The sequence below is a fragment of the Aurantiacibacter hainanensis genome (assembly GCF_036321025.1).
Classification (GTDB): Bacteria; Pseudomonadota; Alphaproteobacteria; order Sphingomonadales; family Sphingomonadaceae; genus Alteraurantiacibacter; species Alteraurantiacibacter hainanensis.
In genome coordinates this window covers 429,643-448,559 of sequence record NZ_JAZAPB010000001.1, presented here as the reverse complement: position 1 = coordinate 448,559, position 18,917 = coordinate 429,643, and the positions used below count along the sequence as shown (strand labels likewise).

General features: G+C 61.2%; 15 protein-coding genes. 6 read left to right on the top strand and 9 right to left on the bottom strand.

Annotated features, from left to right (window positions below; all coding sequences use genetic code 11):
* Nucleotides 1-31: 31 nt before the first annotated feature.
* Nucleotides 32-1,345, top strand: a complete 1,314-nt coding sequence (gene hemN, locus AAA989_RS02200; protein WP_338240859.1) for an oxygen-independent coproporphyrinogen III oxidase — start codon at nt 32-34, stop codon at nt 1,343-1,345.
* Between the two features lie 97 nt (nt 1,346-1,442).
* On the opposite strand, the gene AAA989_RS02195 is transcribed toward hemN, so the two are convergent.
* Nucleotides 1,443-2,297: a class III extradiol dioxygenase family protein gene (locus AAA989_RS02195; protein WP_338240858.1), complete on the bottom strand. Its 855-nt coding sequence runs from the start codon at nt 2,295-2,297 to the stop codon at nt 1,443-1,445.
* A complete protein-coding gene (locus AAA989_RS02190; RefSeq protein WP_338240857.1) occupies nt 2,294-2,701 on the bottom strand; it encodes a protocatechuate 4,5-dioxygenase subunit alpha in 408 nt (135 codons plus the stop codon). The genes AAA989_RS02195 and AAA989_RS02190 overlap by 4 nt, the downstream gene beginning before the upstream one ends.
* 314 nt (nt 2,702-3,015) lie before the next feature.
* Between AAA989_RS02190 and AAA989_RS02185 the strand changes: the two genes are divergently transcribed.
* Nucleotides 3,016-3,822: a class I SAM-dependent methyltransferase gene (locus AAA989_RS02185; protein ID WP_338240855.1), complete on the top strand. Its 807-nt coding sequence runs from the start codon at nt 3,016-3,018 to the stop codon at nt 3,820-3,822.
* 75 nt (nt 3,823-3,897) lie between these two features.
* Nucleotides 3,898-5,355, top strand: coding sequence for a pectate lyase family protein (locus AAA989_RS02180; protein WP_338240854.1), 1,458 nt, complete (start codon nt 3,898-3,900; stop codon nt 5,353-5,355).
* A 26-nt stretch (nt 5,356-5,381) separates the two neighbouring features.
* Here the strand turns inward: AAA989_RS02180 and AAA989_RS02175 are convergent, their stop codons facing one another.
* The gene (locus AAA989_RS02175) at nt 5,382-6,458 is read right to left on the bottom strand and encodes a glycosyltransferase family 4 protein (RefSeq protein WP_338240853.1); all 1,077 of its coding nucleotides are present in this window, start codon (nt 6,456-6,458) and stop codon (nt 5,382-5,384) included.
* A gap of 557 nt (nt 6,459-7,015) precedes the next feature.
* Here AAA989_RS02175 and AAA989_RS02170 point away from each other — a divergent pair.
* The 3 genes from AAA989_RS02170 to AAA989_RS02160 all read left to right on the top strand — a co-directional run bounded on the left by AAA989_RS02170 (nt 7,016) and on the right by AAA989_RS02160 (nt 10,657).
* Nucleotides 7,016-7,855: a sulfotransferase family protein gene (locus tag AAA989_RS02170; RefSeq protein WP_338240851.1), complete on the top strand. Its 840-nt coding sequence runs from the start codon at nt 7,016-7,018 to the stop codon at nt 7,853-7,855.
* Nucleotides 7,856-8,178: 323 nt separating this feature from the next.
* Nucleotides 8,179-9,396, top strand: a complete 1,218-nt coding sequence (locus tag AAA989_RS02165) for a polysaccharide pyruvyl transferase family protein (RefSeq protein WP_338240850.1) — start codon at nt 8,179-8,181, stop codon at nt 9,394-9,396.
* Between the two features lie 127 nt (nt 9,397-9,523).
* On the top strand, nt 9,524-10,657 hold the full coding sequence (locus tag AAA989_RS02160) for a nitroreductase family protein (RefSeq protein WP_338240846.1): 1,134 nt from the start codon (nt 9,524-9,526) through the stop codon (nt 10,655-10,657).
* Between the two features lie 31 nt (nt 10,658-10,688).
* Here AAA989_RS02160 and AAA989_RS02155 read toward each other — a convergent pair whose 3' ends face one another.
* The 6 genes from AAA989_RS02155 to AAA989_RS02130 form a co-directional block, all read right to left on the bottom strand.
* A complete protein-coding gene (locus AAA989_RS02155) occupies nt 10,689-11,369 on the bottom strand; it encodes an HAD family hydrolase (RefSeq protein ID WP_338240845.1) in 681 nt (226 codons plus the stop codon).
* Nucleotides 11,362-12,333 (bottom strand): ATP-grasp domain-containing protein, encoded by a 972-nt coding sequence (locus AAA989_RS02150; protein WP_338240844.1) that lies wholly within the window; start codon nt 12,331-12,333, stop codon nt 11,362-11,364. The genes AAA989_RS02155 and AAA989_RS02150 overlap by 8 nt, the downstream gene beginning before the upstream one ends.
* A gap of 83 nt (nt 12,334-12,416) precedes the next feature.
* Nucleotides 12,417-12,983, bottom strand: a complete 567-nt coding sequence (locus tag AAA989_RS02145) for a sugar transferase (protein ID WP_338240842.1) — start codon at nt 12,981-12,983, stop codon at nt 12,417-12,419.
* A 146-nt stretch (nt 12,984-13,129) separates the two neighbouring features.
* A complete protein-coding gene (locus tag AAA989_RS02140) occupies nt 13,130-15,493 on the bottom strand; it encodes a GumC family protein (RefSeq protein WP_338240841.1) in 2,364 nt (787 codons plus the stop codon).
* Nucleotides 15,494-15,743: 250 nt separating this feature from the next.
* Nucleotides 15,744-17,708 carry an asparagine synthase (glutamine-hydrolyzing) gene (gene asnB / locus AAA989_RS02135; RefSeq protein WP_338240839.1) on the bottom strand — a complete coding sequence of 655 codons (1,965 nt, stop codon included), beginning with the start codon at nt 17,706-17,708 and terminating at the stop codon, nt 15,744-15,746.
* Nucleotides 17,709-17,744: 36 nt separating this feature from the next.
* The gene (locus AAA989_RS02130; protein WP_338240838.1) at nt 17,745-18,782 is read right to left on the bottom strand and encodes a glycosyltransferase; all 1,038 of its coding nucleotides are present in this window, start codon (nt 18,780-18,782) and stop codon (nt 17,745-17,747) included.
* Nucleotides 18,783-18,917 lie beyond the last annotated feature (135 nt).

The following is an 18,917-nucleotide window of genomic DNA, read 5'->3' as shown; positions in this document are numbered from 1 at the left end:
ACCAGAGGCCAGACAGGAGAGGGACAATTGCATGTGGCCCTATCATCCCGACCTGCTCGCAACGCCCGTTCCGCGCTACACAAGCTATCCCACCGCAGCGGAATTCGGTGACGATGTTGGACCGGCAGATCTTGCCGATGCGATCTCGACTGCCATGGGCGAGGTCTCGCTCTACATCCATATCCCGTTCTGCGAGAAGATATGCTGGTACTGCGGCTGCAATACCGCCGCTGCCAATCGCAAGCAGCGTCTCGATAGCTACATGGAGGCTCTCTACCGCGAGATCGCGCTGGTGGCCGCGCTGCTCCCCGCGAATGCACGCGTAACGCGCATCGCCTTTGGTGGCGGCAGCCCGAATGCACTGGCTCCTGTCGATTTCGTGCGCCTGTTCGATCACCTGGTGATCAAGTTCCCGCTGGATTCGCCGACGGTATCGATAGAACTCGATCCGCGTACGCTGACGAGCGAATGGCAGTCCGTGCTGCGCGGCATCGGGGCAACACACGCCAGCATGGGGGTGCAGACATTCGCGCCCGACCTGCAGGAAGCCATTGGCCGCGTGCAGCCGATCGAGATGATCGACAAGGGCGTGAAAATCCTGCGCGGTGCCGGCATCACTTCGATGAATTTCGACCTGATGTACGGCCTGCCGGGACAGGAGTTGGCCGATCTGGAGGAATCTCTGGATTACGCGCGACGCTTTGGCGCGGATCGCATTGCCTTGTTCGGCTATGCTCACGTGCCTGGCATGTTTCCGCGCCAGCGGCAGATCGATGCGAGCGATCTGCCGGGGAACGAGATGCGCTTCAAGATGGCCGCGATGGGTCACGACCGCCTTGTCGCCGCAGGCTATCACGCAATCGGCTTCGATCATTTCGCCTTGCCGGACGATCCGCTGGCGATGGCATCGCGCGCAGGCAGGCTGCGCCGGAATTTCCAGGGTTTCACCGAGGACCAGGCACCTGCGCTGATCGGACTGGGCGCGTCCGCAATCAGTTCTTTCCCCGGCTTGCTGGCGCAGAACGAGAAAAACTCGGGTCGCTATCGCATGTCGCTTTCGCAAGGCGAGCTGCCGGCAGTGCGCGGAAAGCGGCGGAGTACTGAGGATCGCCGCTGCGGCGCAATCATCGAGGAATTGCTGTGCCGCGGCCGCGCGCGGGTGGATGCTGCGTCGCAGCAGGCAGCGATCGACCGGCTCACGCCATACCTCGAGGCAGGATTGTGCTCGATCGATAACGGGGCCGTGGTGATCGCGAGCCACGGAGTGCCCTATGCCCGCAGCATCGCCGCCGCGTTCGATCCCTACAGGCGGCAAAGCGCCCGACAGTTCAGCACTGCGATCTGATTCCTCCCGAATAGGCAGCGCATAAAACGGGCCCCCGCAATTTCGATGCGAGGGCCAGGTTGGGGACGGGTAACGGACGGTGGAGGCCCGTCCCTGGTCAGGCGCTGACGGTCGTCCGGTTTTCCAGGAGCACTGTTGCCGCCGCGGTATTGGAAATCGGCACGTGGTAGTTGCTTGCCAGTTCGCGAACGCTGCCGAGCATGGCACCGCGCGCGGCAATCCAGTTCAGGATCTCAACTCCCTGACTGCCGGCCAATTCGACGATATCGAGCGTATCGTGCTGCAACAGCGCTTCGGGATCGGGAGCGATGTTGCGCAGGCAGAACTTGTCGTAGTCGACATTGATATGCCCGGCCCGCTCGCCTTCCAGCTGGTGCGAAAGGCCGCCCGTTCCGAAGACCACGATCTTCTCGTTGCTCCCGAAGCTCTCGATGGCGCGGCCGACTGCCTTTCCCAGTTCGAAGCAGCGCTTCGGGCTGGGCAGCGGGTGCTGCACGGTGTTGATGCAGATTGGCACGAGCTTCGTCGCAAAGGGAGCATCGCCCGGCCAGCACAGTTCGAAGGGCACGGCCACGGCGTGGTCCACCAGCATGGACTGGCACATGACGGGATCGAATTCGCTTTCCACCACCTGCTCGATGATATGCCACGAAAGGTCCGTTTGCCCGGGATAGGGCCGCCTGAAAGCGATGCCCCAGCCTTCGTCCTCGTGCCGGTATTCCGGTGCCGCGCCGATGGCGAATGTCGGCATCTTGTCTAGGAAGAAGTTCAGCCCGTGGTCGTTGTAAAAGACCACGGCAACGTCGGGCTTCTCGGCGGCGAGGAAACGGTGCACCGGATCGAAACCGTCGAAGAACGGCTTCCAGTACGGGTCCTGCTGCAGTCCCTTGGCGATGGCACCGCCTATGCCGGGAACGTGGCTGGTGAAAATGCCTCCGCAAACCTGGCTCATGCCGAGATCCTCCTGTCGTCGGCCACCCGCGTTTCGGTTACGGCGTGGCTCATCAGGGCTGCCTTGAAATCTTCCAGCGACTTGCCCGTCTGCAACGCGCCGAGATCCTGCACGTTCAGGCCGAGAATGCCGGCCAGCTTGGCGAGGTAGTAGACGTTGCCACCCTCCGCCAGCATGGCGGGAACGTCGCGGTCGCGCACCGCCTGGCGCTGGGCGTCGGACAGCTCAAAGCGATCCATGTAGGCTTCCTCGTCGGCAGCGAACGCCGCGCGGTTGTTCGCATCGTTGAAGGAATAGCACATGGCGTTGAAAGCATAGCCCGACCGGGCAGCGTCACCGTCGAACACCACCGTTCCCGGTATGGAGCGCTTTCCGCTAGGCGAGAGCTTCGATGAGGGAAGCATGGCCAGATCTCCTTCGGTTGTGAGATCTGTCTAGTATTGCCGGCGCGCCAGAAGCATTGTTCGAGATCAAATCGCCAGGATGGGTCAGGCACATCCCCTGACACTGGTCCTGCAGGGTTCTGCTTCGGGTGCGCGATTTCGCTTCCACTCCAAGGGTCGGAAAGACTGCGAAGTTGAACTGTGTCCCAGAGTGGGAGGGCCAGTCGAAAATTTCAATTCCTTGAAAATACACATGTAGTAGGGCATCGTTACAGGCGATTAACCAACGATCTTGTTGTTTTCGCCATAGTTGGGTCTGCCCCGGAGGTCTGGAAATGAGCACCAATCTAAGGTCAGTCGAAGAGCACTTCGACTTCGGCGGAAACTGGAACGAGTACTCGAAGCTGATCGACGACGACAGGATCGCATCGGCCAAGGAAGGGCTCCTGAAGCTCCTGAGCGAAGATCAGATCAGGGGTTCGACATTCCTCGACATCGGCAGCGGCTCCGGCCTGCACAGCTGCGCTGCAGGAATGCTCGGGGCGCGCCACGTCACTGCGGTCGATGTCGATCCCAAGAGCGTCGAAACCACCAGGACCGTACTGTCGCAGTACCTGTCTCCGGACGTGTACGATGTTCAGGAAAGGAGCGTGTTCGACATGTCGCCTGCCGAGGATGGGCAGTTCGATGTCGTCTATTCCTGGGGCGTTCTTCATCATACCGGCGATCAGGATGCGGCGATCAGGGCGGCGGCATCTCTCGTCAGGAAGGGCGGCTTGCTGGTCCTCGCATTGTATCGCCCTACGTACCTGGACCCGTTCTGGAAAGCCGAGAAGCGCTGGTACAAGTCGGCATCGCCCGCGGCGCAGGACAGGGCAAAGAAGGTGTTCGATGCCGGTTTTCGTTTTGCATGCCTGGTGACTGGCCGAAAGAAGCAGTCGGACAGGCGGCGGGGGATGGACTACTGGCACGATGTGCATGACTGGCTGGGGGGATACCCGTACGAATCGATGTCGCCGCACGGGTTAAAAACGATGCTGGCTCCGCTGGGCTTCGTGAAGGAGAAAGAGTTCTCGCGTCCCAAGGAGCTTGGAATATTCGGTTCGGGGTGCGACGAATTCGTCTATAGATTGCAGACTTAGCTCCGAAAATCCGGTATGACATCAATCGACGCGGCAACACTTGCTAGGCGCGATTATCTGTAAGAGGTGGGAGGTATGCATCATTTCTTGAGACATGCCCCTGTCGTCTTCGGCATCATGCTCTCAGCCAAGGCCTGCATGGCCGGCACCGACGATATGGCTCCCGGCGAAAGCCTGGCCGGTCAGGACACGACAGCGGAGATCGCGTTCCCCGGCGCCGTGGGATATGGCCGAAACGCGACCGGCTGGCGTGGCGGAGAGATCTATCATGTCACGACCCTGGAGAACGAGGGGCCCGGAAGCTTGCGGGATTGTGCCGAGCACGATCGCCCCGCTCGCGTCTGCGTGTTCGACATATCGGGTACGATCGTGGTCGATGACCAGATACGGGTATCGTCAAACACCTACATCGCGGGCCAGACTGCGCCGGGAGAAGGCGTGCAGATCAGGCTGGGTGACGGGCGCAGCTCGCCGCTGATGATCTTCGAGGCGCACGACGTCCTGCTGCGCAACCTCAAGTTCCGGCCGGGAGCAAGTCGCGAGCCGTCCTCCAACGTCGATGCGCTTGCCATCGAAAGCAGCTCGAACATCTATGTCGACCGGGTTTCCGCCCAGTTCGCCACCGACGAGAACCTGAGCCTGGGAACGGAAGACCTGGCGAGCGAGGACATCACCATCGCGCGTAGCATCACGTCGCTTTCGCTGGACAAGGCGAACCACCCGCGCGGCCGCCATTCCAAGGGTGCGCTGCTGTGCGCGGATGACGGGTCGGCCAGCATGTGCGGCAGGGTGACCCTGTACGGGAACCTGTTTGCTCACAACCGCGACCGGAACCCGGACATAGCCTCGTCCCCCGCTGGCCCCGTCGATATCGTGAACAACGTCTTCTACGATGCGACTTCGCAATTCGGGGAATTCAGGAACCTCTACGGCGACACCTGGATCAGCTACGTGGGCAACGTGGTTCTTCCCGGCCCAAGCACCAGGGAAACACCGCCGCCCGTCGCGTTCCAGGTCTTGCCGTTCGGCGAGGAACAGGGATTCACGATGGAGGTGTACGAGCACGACAATCTGCATCTCGCCAATCAGATGGACATGTTGTGCGATCGTTCGCGCAATCGCCCGATCGCCGACGACGATGCGCGGGCCTATCTGGTTTCGGAACCTCGCACGCCGCTGTCGGTGTCACCGCTGCCGTCGGCTGTCGTCTACGAATCCGTCCTGACCGATGCGGGAGCGCGGCATGGGCCTGAAAGACAACTGGATCGGCTGGACGCCGCCGTCATCGAGAATGTGCGAAGCTGCCAGGGCGGCAGGATCAACGATCCCAGCGATGTGGGCGGATGGCCCGATCTGGCGGTGGAACGCGGCGCGCCCGACAGCGACGGCGATGGAATGCCCGATGCCTGGGAGGAAGCCCGGGAGGGCCTGGATCCCGGCGATCCGTCCGACACTTGGCAGGACCGGGACTCCGATGGCTGGTCGAATATCGAGGAATATCTGAGTTATCTGGCGGGCGATCCGATGCCCTGACGCGGCCGAAGTGCGCTGAACGAGCGTTACCGCACAGCGATCGCGTCCTCGAAGATGTCTATCCACCTATCGGCAATCGCGCCGGTGTTGTATCTTGCCGAAGCCTGCAGCGCCCGGTGTGCCAGGCCTTCCCGAAGTCCGGTGTCTCCCAGCACGCTTGCCAAGGCATCGGAGAGCGCGGCGACGTCATTCAACGGGACGATCCTGCCGTTGACGCCATCCTCTATCATGTCGGAGACGCCGTGCTCGCAATCGAATGCGACGACCGGCAGTTCGGCCGCCATGGCCTCGACAATGACATTCGGCCAGCCTTCGTAGGCCGAAGAAAGTACGAACACATCGGCCGTCTCGATCCATTGTCCCGGCCAATCGGTAAGGCCGGGCAGGGCAATCCGATCATCGAGCCCCAGCCGTGAGCGCTGACTTTCGAGTTCGCCGCGCCGATCGCCTTCGCCCCAGATCACCAGGTTCCACTCCGGGAACTCCGGTGCGATCCTGGCAAAGGCATCGATCAGCAGGTGGAATTGCTTCTGGCCGGTCAGCCTCCCCACGGCCGTGATCGTATTGCCGCCGCGACGATCGGACCAGGATTCGGGCAGGTTGACGGGGTTGGGAATTATGGTCGTGCGCGGCCGCTGGCGCTCTGGATAATATTCCGCCGCGCCCCTCGTCATCGTCACGAATGAGAATGCCTTCGGGTAGGTGTACGAGCGTGCCATGCGCCAGAAGGCGTTGAAGGTCTGCAACGTCGGGTTGTTGCGTTCGGAAATGATGACCGGCACGCCCACCCGCCTGGCCGCCAGGATGGCCATCACGTTGGCCTTTGTCAGGAAGCTGATCACCACATCCGGCTTGAATTCGCGATAGACGCGTTCGAGAGCCCGGATGCGGCGAAAGGTCTGCTTGATCTGGCCTGGCAGGCGGCTCGCAGGGGCGGGCAGATCGAGGCGAAAGAGGGCGACTTCCTCTGCTAGCGGGTAATATGGTTCGAAATCCGGCGCGTCGAAATTGGCGATGCCGACTTGCCGACCCTGGCCTGCCCAGAAATTCGCGAGGGTCGTGACGACCCTTTCGCTTCCGCCTGCCCCGAGGGACGGCAGCACGAAGAGAATTCGGGCATCCGGGGCACGGGGAGCGACAGGCTTTCTTATCTCGCTGAACTCCATCCTTCCCCCCCCTCGCGCCGGTCTGCCTCAACTATTCCGCTTCCGCGCTTTTTCCTCTGCACCAGTCCCTCGTTGGGGCACGTTGCATCACGATCACGGGGCTCGGGCAGACGTGGAAAACGCCATTCATGGAAACCACTTGTCGGGTGGCGGACTACCAGCAGGCCAGTCGCGCTGCATTTGGGAAAACGGACTAACACCTTTTCGATGGTCCGGGCGAGGCGGCCGGTTCCAGCGATTCCGGCGGGTTTGCCTCGTCTTGCAAGGCGTTGCGCCCCGATAGACGCGGCAGACCGGGTTCTAGCGGCGGCCACCTACCTGAGAGAGCAAGGCACACTATCCATGAGGATGATTGCAAAGGGATTTTTACTCGGCCATCTTTCTAGCATTGAGCCTGATGGTCGAACTTTTCGTCCGGCGCGATCCTAGACGTGGATTGCACTCTGGCATGAAGGGAACCGTCTCGACGAGTCATTCGAAGGGTTCGCTTGCTGATGCGGTTCACTGATATCGACTTTGTCGTCGTAGGCGCTGCGAAATCGGCGACAACCTGGCTGCAGACCCAGTTGCAGGCGGACCCGGCGATCTACATGCCCGACCCCGAACTCCACTACTTCTCCAGGGAGTATGATCGCGGGGAAGAGTGGTATCTGTCGCAATTCGATGGCGATCTCAGCGGGAAAACCGTCGGCGAGAAATCCAATTCCTACCTTTACGAGTCCCAATCAGCGGAACGCATGCACCGCGTGATGCCTCACGTGAAGCTGATTGCCCAGCTGCGCAATCCGGTCGAGCGCGCCTATTCGAACTACTGCATGCTGTTCAGGCGGGGCGATGTCGGATCGGATATCGAATCCTACCTCGATCCCGTGCAGAGCGAGAATTTCCGCTTGCTGGTTGCCGGGAATTTCGCGTCGCATCTGCAAGGGTACATCGACCTCTTCGGTCGTGAGCGGCTGCTCATCCTGTTCTTCGAGGGGGTTTTGCAAGACCCCCAAAAGCAGATCTCACGGGTACGCGATCACCTGGGTCTGCCGCCACGCCAGCTTGCGCCAGCTGCACGCAGGAAGGTGAAGGACAAGGCCGAACCGGTCGTTCCCGCACAGGTGCGCAAGCGCTTTGGATGGATGAAGCCGATTGTGCGTCCGCTGCGGGGCACGAGCGCGTTCGAGACCATTCGGGCGTCGCTGGCGAGGGAAACGGAATATCCTCCGCTGACGGAGGATCTGCGCAAGCGGCTCAACGACTACTTCGGCCCTTCGATCGAGGCACTGGAGAAGATGAGCGGCCATTCGCTCAGTCACTGGTACCGGCCGATGGATCGGGCGAGGTAAGACGCTGACGGCTAGGCTCTGCACGGTGAAGGGCATCGGTCCGTTCGCACCGGGCCTGGGCCCCACCGATAATGAGTTAGTCCGTTTTAGCAACTGCGCCGCAGCATGCCGGATGGTAGGCCTGCGGATGAAGACGTCGTCAACAACGATGGCCTTTGTCACGTGACTTGCGGACTTCGTTGCAATTGCGAAGAGCGTGAGGAGCATTTGCCAACAGCGCTGACCCGACCGGTCCTGCGCACGGAGTGAACAGGTGGACTGGAAAAGCTGACGAGCACGTCCACAGCCTGGCTCTGCGTGAAGAAACGAGATGATTACGCGCCATGAAGAAGTTCATCGTAACCGGCATACAAATGCGAAACAAAGGCTCCCAGGCCATGTTTCTTTCGCTCTATTATGCTCTCAAGGCGCGTCACGCGGATTGCGAGGTCATCGGCTTCGCCTTCAAGACGGACGATCCCGACCAATACGCGTTCAAGCTCCTGCCGCATGACGATTACACCCGTCTCGTCTTCAAGTATAAGCTCGACCGGACCCTGTTCCTCACACATTTCCTGACCCGCCTCGCCGCCTTCATGAGAAAGACGGACAAGTGGAACGGCAAGATCGCGGAGATGAACAAGGCGCTGCAGGAAGCGGACGCCATCTTCGATGCGAGCGGATACACTCTCGGCTCCGGATGGAGCAAGGGAGCAGGGGAACGCCTGCTGGACACGATCAGGATGGCGAGGCGCTACGGCAAGAAGATCGTCCTCATGCCGCAGAGTTTCGGACCGTTCGACTGGGGGGAGGACGATGACGCCGAATACCTCCAGCGGGTGAAGCATGAACTGAGCTACTGTTCGAAGGTCTACGCGCGTGAAAGGGAAGGCTACGAGTGCCTGAAGGCGCTGGGATTGAACAACGTCGAACTGTCCGCCGACATCGTCCTCAGGGAGAAGCCTTTCCCGACAAGCAGCGACATTCTCGAATCCGGCTCCGCCCAGTCGATCGAATATCCGGATGAGGATTCCGTCGGCTTCATCGTGAATGAAAATCTCTTCCGGATCGGCGATCCCGCGAAGGTCCGCGCGCTTTATGCGCGCATCCTGGACAAGCTGGTGGACAGCGGGGAGAAGGTCTACTTCCTCAACACCTCTACGGCGGACTTGGATCTCACCGAAGAAATCCTGAAGGAATCGAAGAACAGGGACAAGGTCACGGTAATCACCGGGGACTATTCCAGCCCCACGCTGATCGAGATGATCAGCCGGTTCAAGTACGTGGTCGCATCACGCTACCACTCGATTATTTTCGCCTACAGGAGCGGTGTCCCGGCCATCATCTTCGGCTGGGCGGCAAAGTACACCGACCTTGCGGCGCATTTCCAGCAACAGGACTACGTCTTCGACGTTAGAAATCCGGGATTCGATCAGATCATCGAGAAAATCGATGAAATGAGCGTCAGGTATTCTGAAGAATCGAAGCGCATAAAAGAAGGTCTTGCGAAGATCCAATCCAGCTCTGTTGTAAAGGATGCACTTGAAGCACTGAACGATTGAACAATGGCCAGAAAGTTTTAAGCAGAAATTCCAGACCGAATTGGAATTCAATAGATTCGTGAGGAGTTATTTTGCGCCCCAGCCCTTCCCAGGGCTGGACGCGGCGTTTCCATGGAGAATCTTTGTAATGAAACCGCTCGTTAAAAAGATGTTGTCCGACCATCATGTTGATCGGCTGCGCGATGCGCGGCTGTTTTTCAGGGAATCGGGGACGAGCCGACTGGCCACTTCGGCGCAGACCGCCTTCTGGAAACTATCGTCGAGGATGAAGCCCCTGGCCTCGGCCTACTACTCTTTGCTTTCGTGGAAATTCCAGCGAGAGGAACGGGGGGTGCTCCTGGGGATCGCGAAGTATCATGCCGAACTTCAGGAGAACGACGCCAACATCTTCCTGATGCGCCGCAACGTCCATCGGCTGGAAAAGGGCCTGCTGATGCGGCCCCGGCGCCCGGTGTTCGCGAAGGACTACATTCTCGAGACAGTAAACGTCTATCGCAAGATCGTCGCCGACCCGGCTCGCTCGCAGGAAAGGTCTCTCGATTCTCTGCGCTGGGGTTACGATGTGCTTCAGGAATACTTCAATGCCGTGGGCTCCGACCCGGTAGTGGACCACGCCCGCGAGGTTTTCGAGCAATGTCCCGCACCTGAAGACGGCTGCGTCGATACCGTGAAGCGCATTCCGTACAAGCGCCTCCTCGACGAAAATCCGGTGACCTACGAACAGCTGGAAAAGCTGGCCGTCAAGAGACGGTCGGTGCGCTGGTTCGAGCAGAAGCCGGTTCCCCGCGAATTGCTCGACAAGGCCTTTACGGTTGCCGGCCTCTCTCCGAGCGCATGCAACCGCCAGCCCTTCCGGTTCCTCGTTTTCGACGATCCCGATGTCATCGACACGGTGGCCTCGCTGCCGGGTGGCACCTCCGGGTTCAAGCACAACATTCCGGTTATCGTGATCGTCCTGGGAACGCTGGACGCGTTCTACGACGAGAAAGACCGGCACGTTCCCTACATCGACGGATCGCTTGCAGCGATGTCATTTTCATATGCTCTGGAAACGCTCGGACTGGCCTCCTGCATCTTCAACTGGCCCGATCTCGAGGCCCACGAAAGAAGGGCGGAGAAAGTCCTCGGCCTGAAGGGATACGAGAGGCCCGTGTTTTTCATGGGTGTGGGCTACCCCGACCCGGATGCCATGGTGGCCTATTCGCAGAAACGCCCGCTCGACGTGATGCGCGAATACAATCCGCCCGTAAATCCGATGTGATTCCGCGAGACGAAGCGCGTGGGCGCCTGCTTCAGGCCCTGGATCTGATCTGGAGCTCGTCGAAAGACGTGACGACGTGGTCCGCCTCGTGTCCGGGCTTGGCGGGCGATCCGTCATGGATGCGGCCGGAACGGACGATCTGGACAGTTTGCCAACCCAGTTGCCTGGGACCGATGAAATCCTTCGCCGCGTTGTCAGCGATATAGACGAGATTGTGCTTCGAAGACGAGGTGAGGCTCTCGATCAATTCGAAGGCCCTCGGGTGCGGTTTTGAGAATTCCTTCGACCACTCTCCGGTCACCACCACGTGATCGATGGTCCTGTCCAGTCCCAGCGCCGCGATCTTGGCGCGTTGTCCCTCCTTCGGGCCATCGGTAATCAGACCCGTCGGCATGTCGACCCCGCGATCGAAGAAGCGCGAGACATCTTCGCAGAAGGCGATTTCCGGGGAATGGGTTCGATAGTGCCGTACCAGCGTGTCGATCAGCTCGGGCGTCGACTCGATGCGACAGCGCGACAGCGCGAGGTCGAAGATGTTTCCTCTCGTGCCCTTGGCCAGGAGACTGCGACACTCGGAAGCGAACAGGTCTCCACCCACCTCGTCGCCGAAATGCCGGGCGATGGAACGATAGCCGCTCTCGGCGAAGTCCCTTTCCAGATAGAGGGTATCGTCGAGATCGAAGACCAGGACCTCGGCTTCGATCTCAATCAAGGAAAACCGCCGCGTCATACCGGAGCATGGTCACGCCCTCCTTCCATGGGCTGTCAGTCCACCCGGTTCCGTCGCCGAGCTGATAGAGCAGCCTCTCGGCGAAGCGCGCTCCGGCGCGATCGGCAAGGGGGTAGCCGCCCCCGAACCGGGCGTTGATTTCGAAGACGCGCGGCCCGGTGCGTTCGTCGGCGATCAGCTGGAAACACATCACGCCTTCGGGATCTGGCAGGGCCTCCACGATCCGGGCGGCGATATCATCGATGTCCGATCTGCGGACCGTCACACCCTTCTCGACCTCGCCGGCCCTTACCGACAGGCGCCTGTGCGGAATGACCGCGCGTATAGCGCCGTCTTCATCGACCATCATGTTGATCGTGTACTCGTCTCCTTTCAGCAACTGCTGAAGGATCATCGGTTCGTCGTAGGAATCGGCGATCATGCTCGGGCTCTCGATGATATCGATGCCCCGGCTGGCGCTCCCGCCCGATGGCTTGATGAATGCCGGCCATTCCCAGTCCTCGGGGTGCTCCCTCGCTGCCTCGACGCTGCCCGTTTTGGGGACAGGCACGCCGTGGTCTTGCAGGACTTCGGTTGTCCGGGCCTTGTCGCGCACGATCTCGATCGTTTCCGGCCCGCTGACATGGACCCTGGTGCCGACCTCGGCAAATTGCCGCTTGGCAAGGGCAAGGGGATACAATTCGGGATCGATTGTCGGGATCAGCAGGTCGATCTTGTGCCGGTCGCAGTATTCCAGAAGCCTCTCGACGTAGTCGGGCGTATCACAGCGCGGAACGGCGAAGGACTGGGAAGCGACATGGCATGCCGCGCTCAATTCCGGCTTCAGATCGCAGGCGTGGGTCGAGATCGAAACGCCAAGCTTCTGCGCTGCCGCGGTGAAGCAGTTGACCAGTTCAACCCGTCTGCCGGCCGAAGTGAAAAGAACCGATAGGGGCTTGGAAGTCATTGGGCTTTGGTCCCTTTCATAGGCTTCGAGATCGGCTTCGCCTGGCCGGACAGCAGCCATGATCGCTGCATCCCGCTAGAAGGTCAGGCGGTACCGGATCGTATCCTTTCTCCGGCAACCACCACGAAGAGCGTAAGGGCCAATATCCTGAGATCGAGAAGCGCACCGCGATGATCGATGTACCATAGGTCGAGAGCGACTTTCTGGTCGAGGGTGAGCAGCGTGTTGCCGTTGACCTGCGACCAGCCTGTAAGGCCGGGCTTGACCGCGCAACGCTTGCGTCCGCGCTCGCCCAGTTCCTCGATCGTCTCCGGCAATAGCGGTCGCGGTCCGACAAAGGCCATGTCGCCACGCACGACGTTTACCAGTCCCGGCAATTCATCGATCCGCGTCCGGCGCAGGAACGTGCCGACTGCGGTGACGCGCTGCTCATCGGGAAGAAGATTCCCATCCTCGTCGCGCGAATTGCACATGGTGCGAAACTTCAGCAGCCGGAAAGGCTTCGTATCCTTTCCCGCGCGGAACTGCCGAAACATGACCGGACGACCGTGGGCGACCAGGCAGATGAGCCAGAGCGCGATCAGCAAGGGAGAAAGGACGACGAGGAGAACCAGGGCGCAGATGCGGGCGAAGAAGGAGGTCGGGGTCATGCCTCAGATCCTCCTGATCCCTGCCTCAGATCCTCCTGATCCCTGCCGCGAAGCTCGGCTTGGTGCGGCCTCGCGGGGGCACCTGGGACATGGCAAGACAAGCGAGGAAACGTCGCTGATCACATCGGAACGCACGACCTCGTCCGTTAGTTCGCTGCGCTGCGCATTGTGGAGAACGGCATGCGACGGAAGAGGCGGGCGAACCTTTCGCGGGCCGACAGCTTCCTGGGCACGCCTTCGCTGAAGTAGTTTGCGGTTTCGTAGTAGAACTGGATCGAGTCGCCGTACTTGCGACGGGCATGTTCGGCATAGTCCACGTGGTTGTAGACGCAGCCGGCCACGTTCCCGCTGCCGAGCGATTCCAGCGCCGCACGGAACTGCTCGATCGTCGTGTCGCCCCATTTCGCGACGAGCAGCGTGTCGTCGGTGTAGTCGCACATGGAGCGGGCATCGCGCACGGCCAGAACGGCAGGCGCATTCACGATCACCAGATCGAAGCGCGCCTTGAGTTCGAGCACGAGCTGGCGAAAACGCGACGACCCGAGAACGGCAGCAGGCTCTGCCACCGGCTGCGAAGCGCTGAGCAGCATGAACCGGCTCAGCATGTCGTCGATATCGTTGGGAATCACCAGGTCGGTAATCTTCTGATCGCCTTCGGTCGTCTTGGGGTCCCGGGGGGCGGTAAGTGCGTGGAGGTCCACGTTGCCGCGAACCACGTCCATCAGCTCGGGCGCGTCGATGTTCTGCTGGATATCCTGAAGGATTCCCGAGCGCCGCAGATCGAGATCCAGAATGACCGCCCGCTTGCCCATCGCGACCGCTGCGGCGGCGACGGTGAGGGCGATGACCGATTTGCCGTCTCCGGGAAGGGGAGAGGTTATGAGCACGCTCTGCGACTGGTTGAGCGGCATGAGAGCTCGGATTTCCGAATAGATCGACCGCGCGACTTCCGAGAAGAGCGACTGTGGCCGCATGAAGACGGGGGACTCGCGGAGCTTGGTCGATATGCCGTCGTCCAGCGCGGGCAGCATCCCGAAGACCCGGAGGCCGAAGTACTTGCGGATTTGATCCACGGTGCGCAGGCGATCGTCGAGCACGTCGATTGTGAAGGCGATCATCATCGCAAGAATGGCCGCACCGATCATTGCCACCGAGGTGACTTTCAGCGGAGACGGGGAGATGCGCTGGTCATTGGGAATGGCGGGCGAGATGATGTTCGACGTCACGCCTTCAACGAGCTTCTCGGACCGGACGAGGGTTATCTGGTTGGCGATCTCCGCCACCGCGGCCGCTGTCGCAACAGCCTCCCGTTCCAGTTGTTCGAGCAGGGGCGTGTTGGCTGCGTTCTGATATGCGCGGGAAGTCAGCGATGAAACGACCGCCTGCAACTGTCCGGCGCGTGCCGCGTCGCGCGATGCTTCGGCGCGGGCCATCTCGCGCATCCGAGCCGATTCTGCATTCGCCTGTGCCTGGGCGGCCTGCCGGGCCGCTTCCTCGGCGCGCGCAAGGTCGGAGCGAACGTTGTCCAATTCGGACCGCACTCGCGCAAGTTCCGGGTAACCGATGCCGTATGTCTGCGAAAGGCGCGCGGATTCGGCGCTCAGCTCGGCTTCCTGGCGCTGCAACTGCTGGACCGCGGCGGACGTTGCCCCGGCGGTGGAATTGATGCTGGCCGCGCGAGAAACCCCCGCGCTTTGGGCAGCGGTGCCCGATCCCATGGCTGCGGCCGATGCGGCCTCGCTCGCGATCCGGTTGATCTGGGCAAGGTCCTCAGACCCTCCGGCGCCGACGAGCATCTGGTTCTGCACTCTGAACTCGGCAAGCTCCTCGGCCGCCGAGATTGCGCGCTCCATGCGCTCCTCACGCTCCACATCCAGCTCGTCCAGCAATTGCTGGCGGCGTGCCGAGTTGCGTTCCTCCTTGAGGTCGCGGACCGCTTCAGGGAAGGTATTCGCGATTTCCGCCGCGAGTTCGGGCGAACGGGAGACGGCGGTGAATTCGATCAGGTCGGATGCATCTTCGGATTCCACGCCTGTCATGTTCAGGAGCGTGGAAATGGCGGCACCCATGCTTGGCGTGACATCGGAATCCGGCGGAATACCCATTTCGCGCAGGAAATCGGGATTCTCGAGCAGGTTCATGATGTTGACCACGTGCTGCGCCGAGTTTCGCGACTGGTACAGCTTGCTCTCGTTCGCGATGCGCTGGGAATTTCGCGCCAGAACGTCCGCCTGGTTGGTGCCCGTCGCGTCGATAAGCTCGACCTGGATGTTCACCGTCGAGCGATAGAGGTTCGGCGATGTCAGCTGCCAGACGAGCGTACCGAGCGTCGCCACGATCACGATCGCGAACACCAGCATCCGGTGGCGCTCGAAAATCCGGATCAGGTCTATCAGGCCGAAACGTTCGGGCGGGTCCGGCTGCACATAGGGTGCATTCTGTTGCGCCAGATAATTCCGCCGCGGCACTGGGAGACCCTCGCTCGGCTGATTGAGGGCGACATCGTTCACGGTATTCTCCCTTGCCGGCTGTCAAGCGGGTCACTGGTTCTCTACTACAATAGCAAAGAGGTTATAGGAGAAGGGGGGCACGCGGTAGATGCTATTGCGGGGTGTAGGGTGCTCTTTCGACTAACCCCTTTGGTGGATGTTCGTGTCGCCGAAACCGCGACTTCGCCCGCCTAACTGCTTTCTTGCGCTGAACTTTTCAAACCGTCCGGCGCTCGATTCATTCAATTCCTCGCCCGTCGGATCGGTGGAACTAGGAACCGACGCCCCACCGGTCCCTCCACATCTCGAACATGATCAGCGTCCACAGATGCTGGCCCCAATTGCGCTGTCCGGACTGATGTTCCGACCACCGGCGATCGACCAGGCGATGGTCGAAAAGGCCGGCTTTCGAGATACGATCCGACGACAGCATGTCGCCGGCGAACTCGCGTAGCGGACCTCGCAGCCAGTCGTTGATCGGAACGGAAAATCCCTGCTTGGGCCGGTCGAACAGTTCCCTTGGAACGTATTTCTCCAGTATCCGGCGAAGCGCGATCTTGCCCACCCCGTCGCTCGAAACGCGGAGTGGCTCGGGCATACGCCAGGCCATCGCGAGAACCCGGTGATCGAGCAGCGGGGAGCGGACTTCCAGGCTCGATGCCATCGAGGCCCGGTCTACCTTCACCAGCACGTCGTCCGGCAGGTATGCGACGGTGTCGAGATACATCAGCGTGGCCAGGTGGTCCAAACCCGCGGGCACTTCTGCGCTTCCGTAGGCGCAGCCGGCTTCTTCGAAATCCGCTTTCAGGAGGTCATCTGGATGCCACTGGGATATGAATTCGCGATAGCGTTCGCGGAAGCTGCCATGTCGCAGGATCTCGGCCAGCTTGCCGATCCGGTCGCCCGACACCTGTTCGCGCATGCCTTGCGGCAGAGCGCGGCCGGCAAGGCGCAATCCTCCGTCGAGAAGGGCGGTGGGTGCGGCATTCGCGAGTTTCGGCAGGAATGATGGCACGCGCCGGGCCAGCCGCTCCATCTTCAGCATCATGGCGTAACGTCCATAGCCGCCGAGAATTTCGTCTCCGCCGTCGCCCGAAAGGACCACGGTCACGTGCTCTCGCGCCAGGCGGGAGACCAGAAGCGTGGGAAGCTGGGAGGGGTCGGCAAGAGGCTCGTCGAAGACATCGGGCATCTCCTGAACGGCATCGAGCGCCGCCTGCGGAGTGAGCGTCAGTTCAAGGTGCTGGGTCCCGAGATGTCGCGCTATATCGGCCGCAAAATCCGCCTCGTTGAAGCGGTCCTCGCCAAAGCGGATGGTGAGCGTCCTCGGCTTCTCCCGCGTGAGGGCCTCGGTCTTTGCCGCGATCAGGGAGGAGTCGATGCCTCCGGACAGGAAAACGCCGAGCGGAACGTCCGACACCAGGCGTTCCTGGATGGCCTGGTCGAGAACCCTCTCGAACGCCTCCAGCGCTTGGCTTTCGTCGGCGATGCGGGTTTTCAGCCCGCTCGCCACCGTGTCATGCGCAGTCCAGTATGTCTTCGCCATTCCCAGCAATTCCGCGCTGGACGCCGGTGCGCGATCGACGGAGACGGTGAGGCAGGCCCCCGGCGGAAGCTTGATCACGTTCTCGAATATCGACCTTGGCGAGGGAACGTAGCCATAGCGCACGTAGAGGCCCAGCGACTCCTGGTCGAGCGATGGCGAACTGAACCCCGGATGGGCGAGCAGCGCTTTCAGCTCCGACCCGAAGAAGAGAGCGTCCTTGCCGACCCCGATATAGAGGGGCTTCTTGCCAAGCCGGTCGCGGACGAAAGTGACTTCGCGTGTCTTGCGATCGTAGAGGGCGAGGGCGAACATGCCCGGCGAATTGGCGATGGCCGTCTCGATGCCCTCGCGCTCGATTGCCTCGAGCAGCACCTCGGTGTCGGAGTGGCCCCTGAAGGCGACGCCAGCCTCCGCGAGTTTCCTGCGGGTATCCAGAAATCCGAAGATCTCGCCATTGAAGACGATCGAATATCGCCCGCTCGAAGAGTTCATCGGCTGGGCGCCGGCCTCGGAAAGGTCGATGATGGCGAGCCGCCGGTGACCGAGCGAAACACGCCCCTCGTCATCCACCCAGACGCCGTCGGCGTCCGGGCCACGATGGACAAGGCTGTCGATCATGGGCTGTAGCGCGGCACTTGCCGAGGCCTTGCCCTTGGGGCGGTAGTCGATGAATCCGGCAATTCCGCACATTGCGTCTGTCCTCGGTCTTGTCGAACTGTCGTTCTGTCAGCCGTCCCGGCCATCCAGGAAGCGACGATAGGTTTCGTAAATCTTCGGCAGCGAATAGTTGTCTTCGATGCGACGGAGCGCTGCCCGACACTTTTCGGAATAGGTTTCGGACGAGGCGTTGGCGAAAAAGGCGATTCCCGCTGCCAGGGCTTCGGGATCGCGGGCAGGGCAGACTATTCCGGTGTCTCCCACGATGTCTGCTGCATCGCCGACATCGGTGGTGACGACAGGCTTGCCGTAACTCATCGCCTCCGCGACGACGTTCGGAAAACCCTCCGTGCGAGACGACAGGACAAGTGCATCGATCCGCCGGTAGAACGGCGCCATGTCGCTGAGTTCCCCGAGAAGATCGAATTGCTCCGGGCTTGCGCCGGCAGCGTCCATCAGGGCCCGGACTTCCGGATTGTCCGCCGTCATTCCCTTGCCGGCAATGCAGAAGCGCAGATGAGGATGATCCCGTCCGGCGCGGGCCGCGGCCGCGAAGAATGTCGGATAGTCTTTTTGCGGGTGGAGGCGGCCGGCGATCCCGAAGACCCTGGCAGTCGCGGACGGCGCAGGGGGCGTGACATCGGGGAGGTCGAACCCGTTCGGTATCACGATCGAGTTCGGGTTGTCGTAGCCGTAATCCTGATGATGGATTTTCGAGCGGGCCGAGTTGTAGATGATGCCTTCCGGCCAGCGCGCCATTGCCCGGCAGGTGGAAACGGCCATCCTCGTGCTTCTCGTGAAGGCAGCCGGATCTTCAAGCGACTGACGAACCGTCCAGTAGAACGGCGTCCCCGTCAGGCGTCCCCCAATCGCGCCAAGAGCCATGGCGTGATACATCCAGCACAGCATCACGCGCGGTTTCTCGGCCCGGATGAGCGAGGTCAGTTTCGCGAGCGTACCCGGAAGACCGAGCGCCGAGCGCATGCCTAGCGGGTGGTAGATGACGTCCGGGTTGTCGGCCAGTTGGCGATTGCGTTCGGAAAGTCCGATCAGCGGAACCACGACGACACGCTGTTCGGTGGACAGGCGGAGAAGGCGCGCGAGCATGGTCTGCGCTCCCTCAGCTGACGAAAAGTCCGTAACCACATGCATGACGGTTTCGCGAGATTGCACCCCTGTCCCCCAGAATAACGATCGCCTGGTCGAAGACGTGAAACGGAAGGCCGACGAATCGGCGACCGA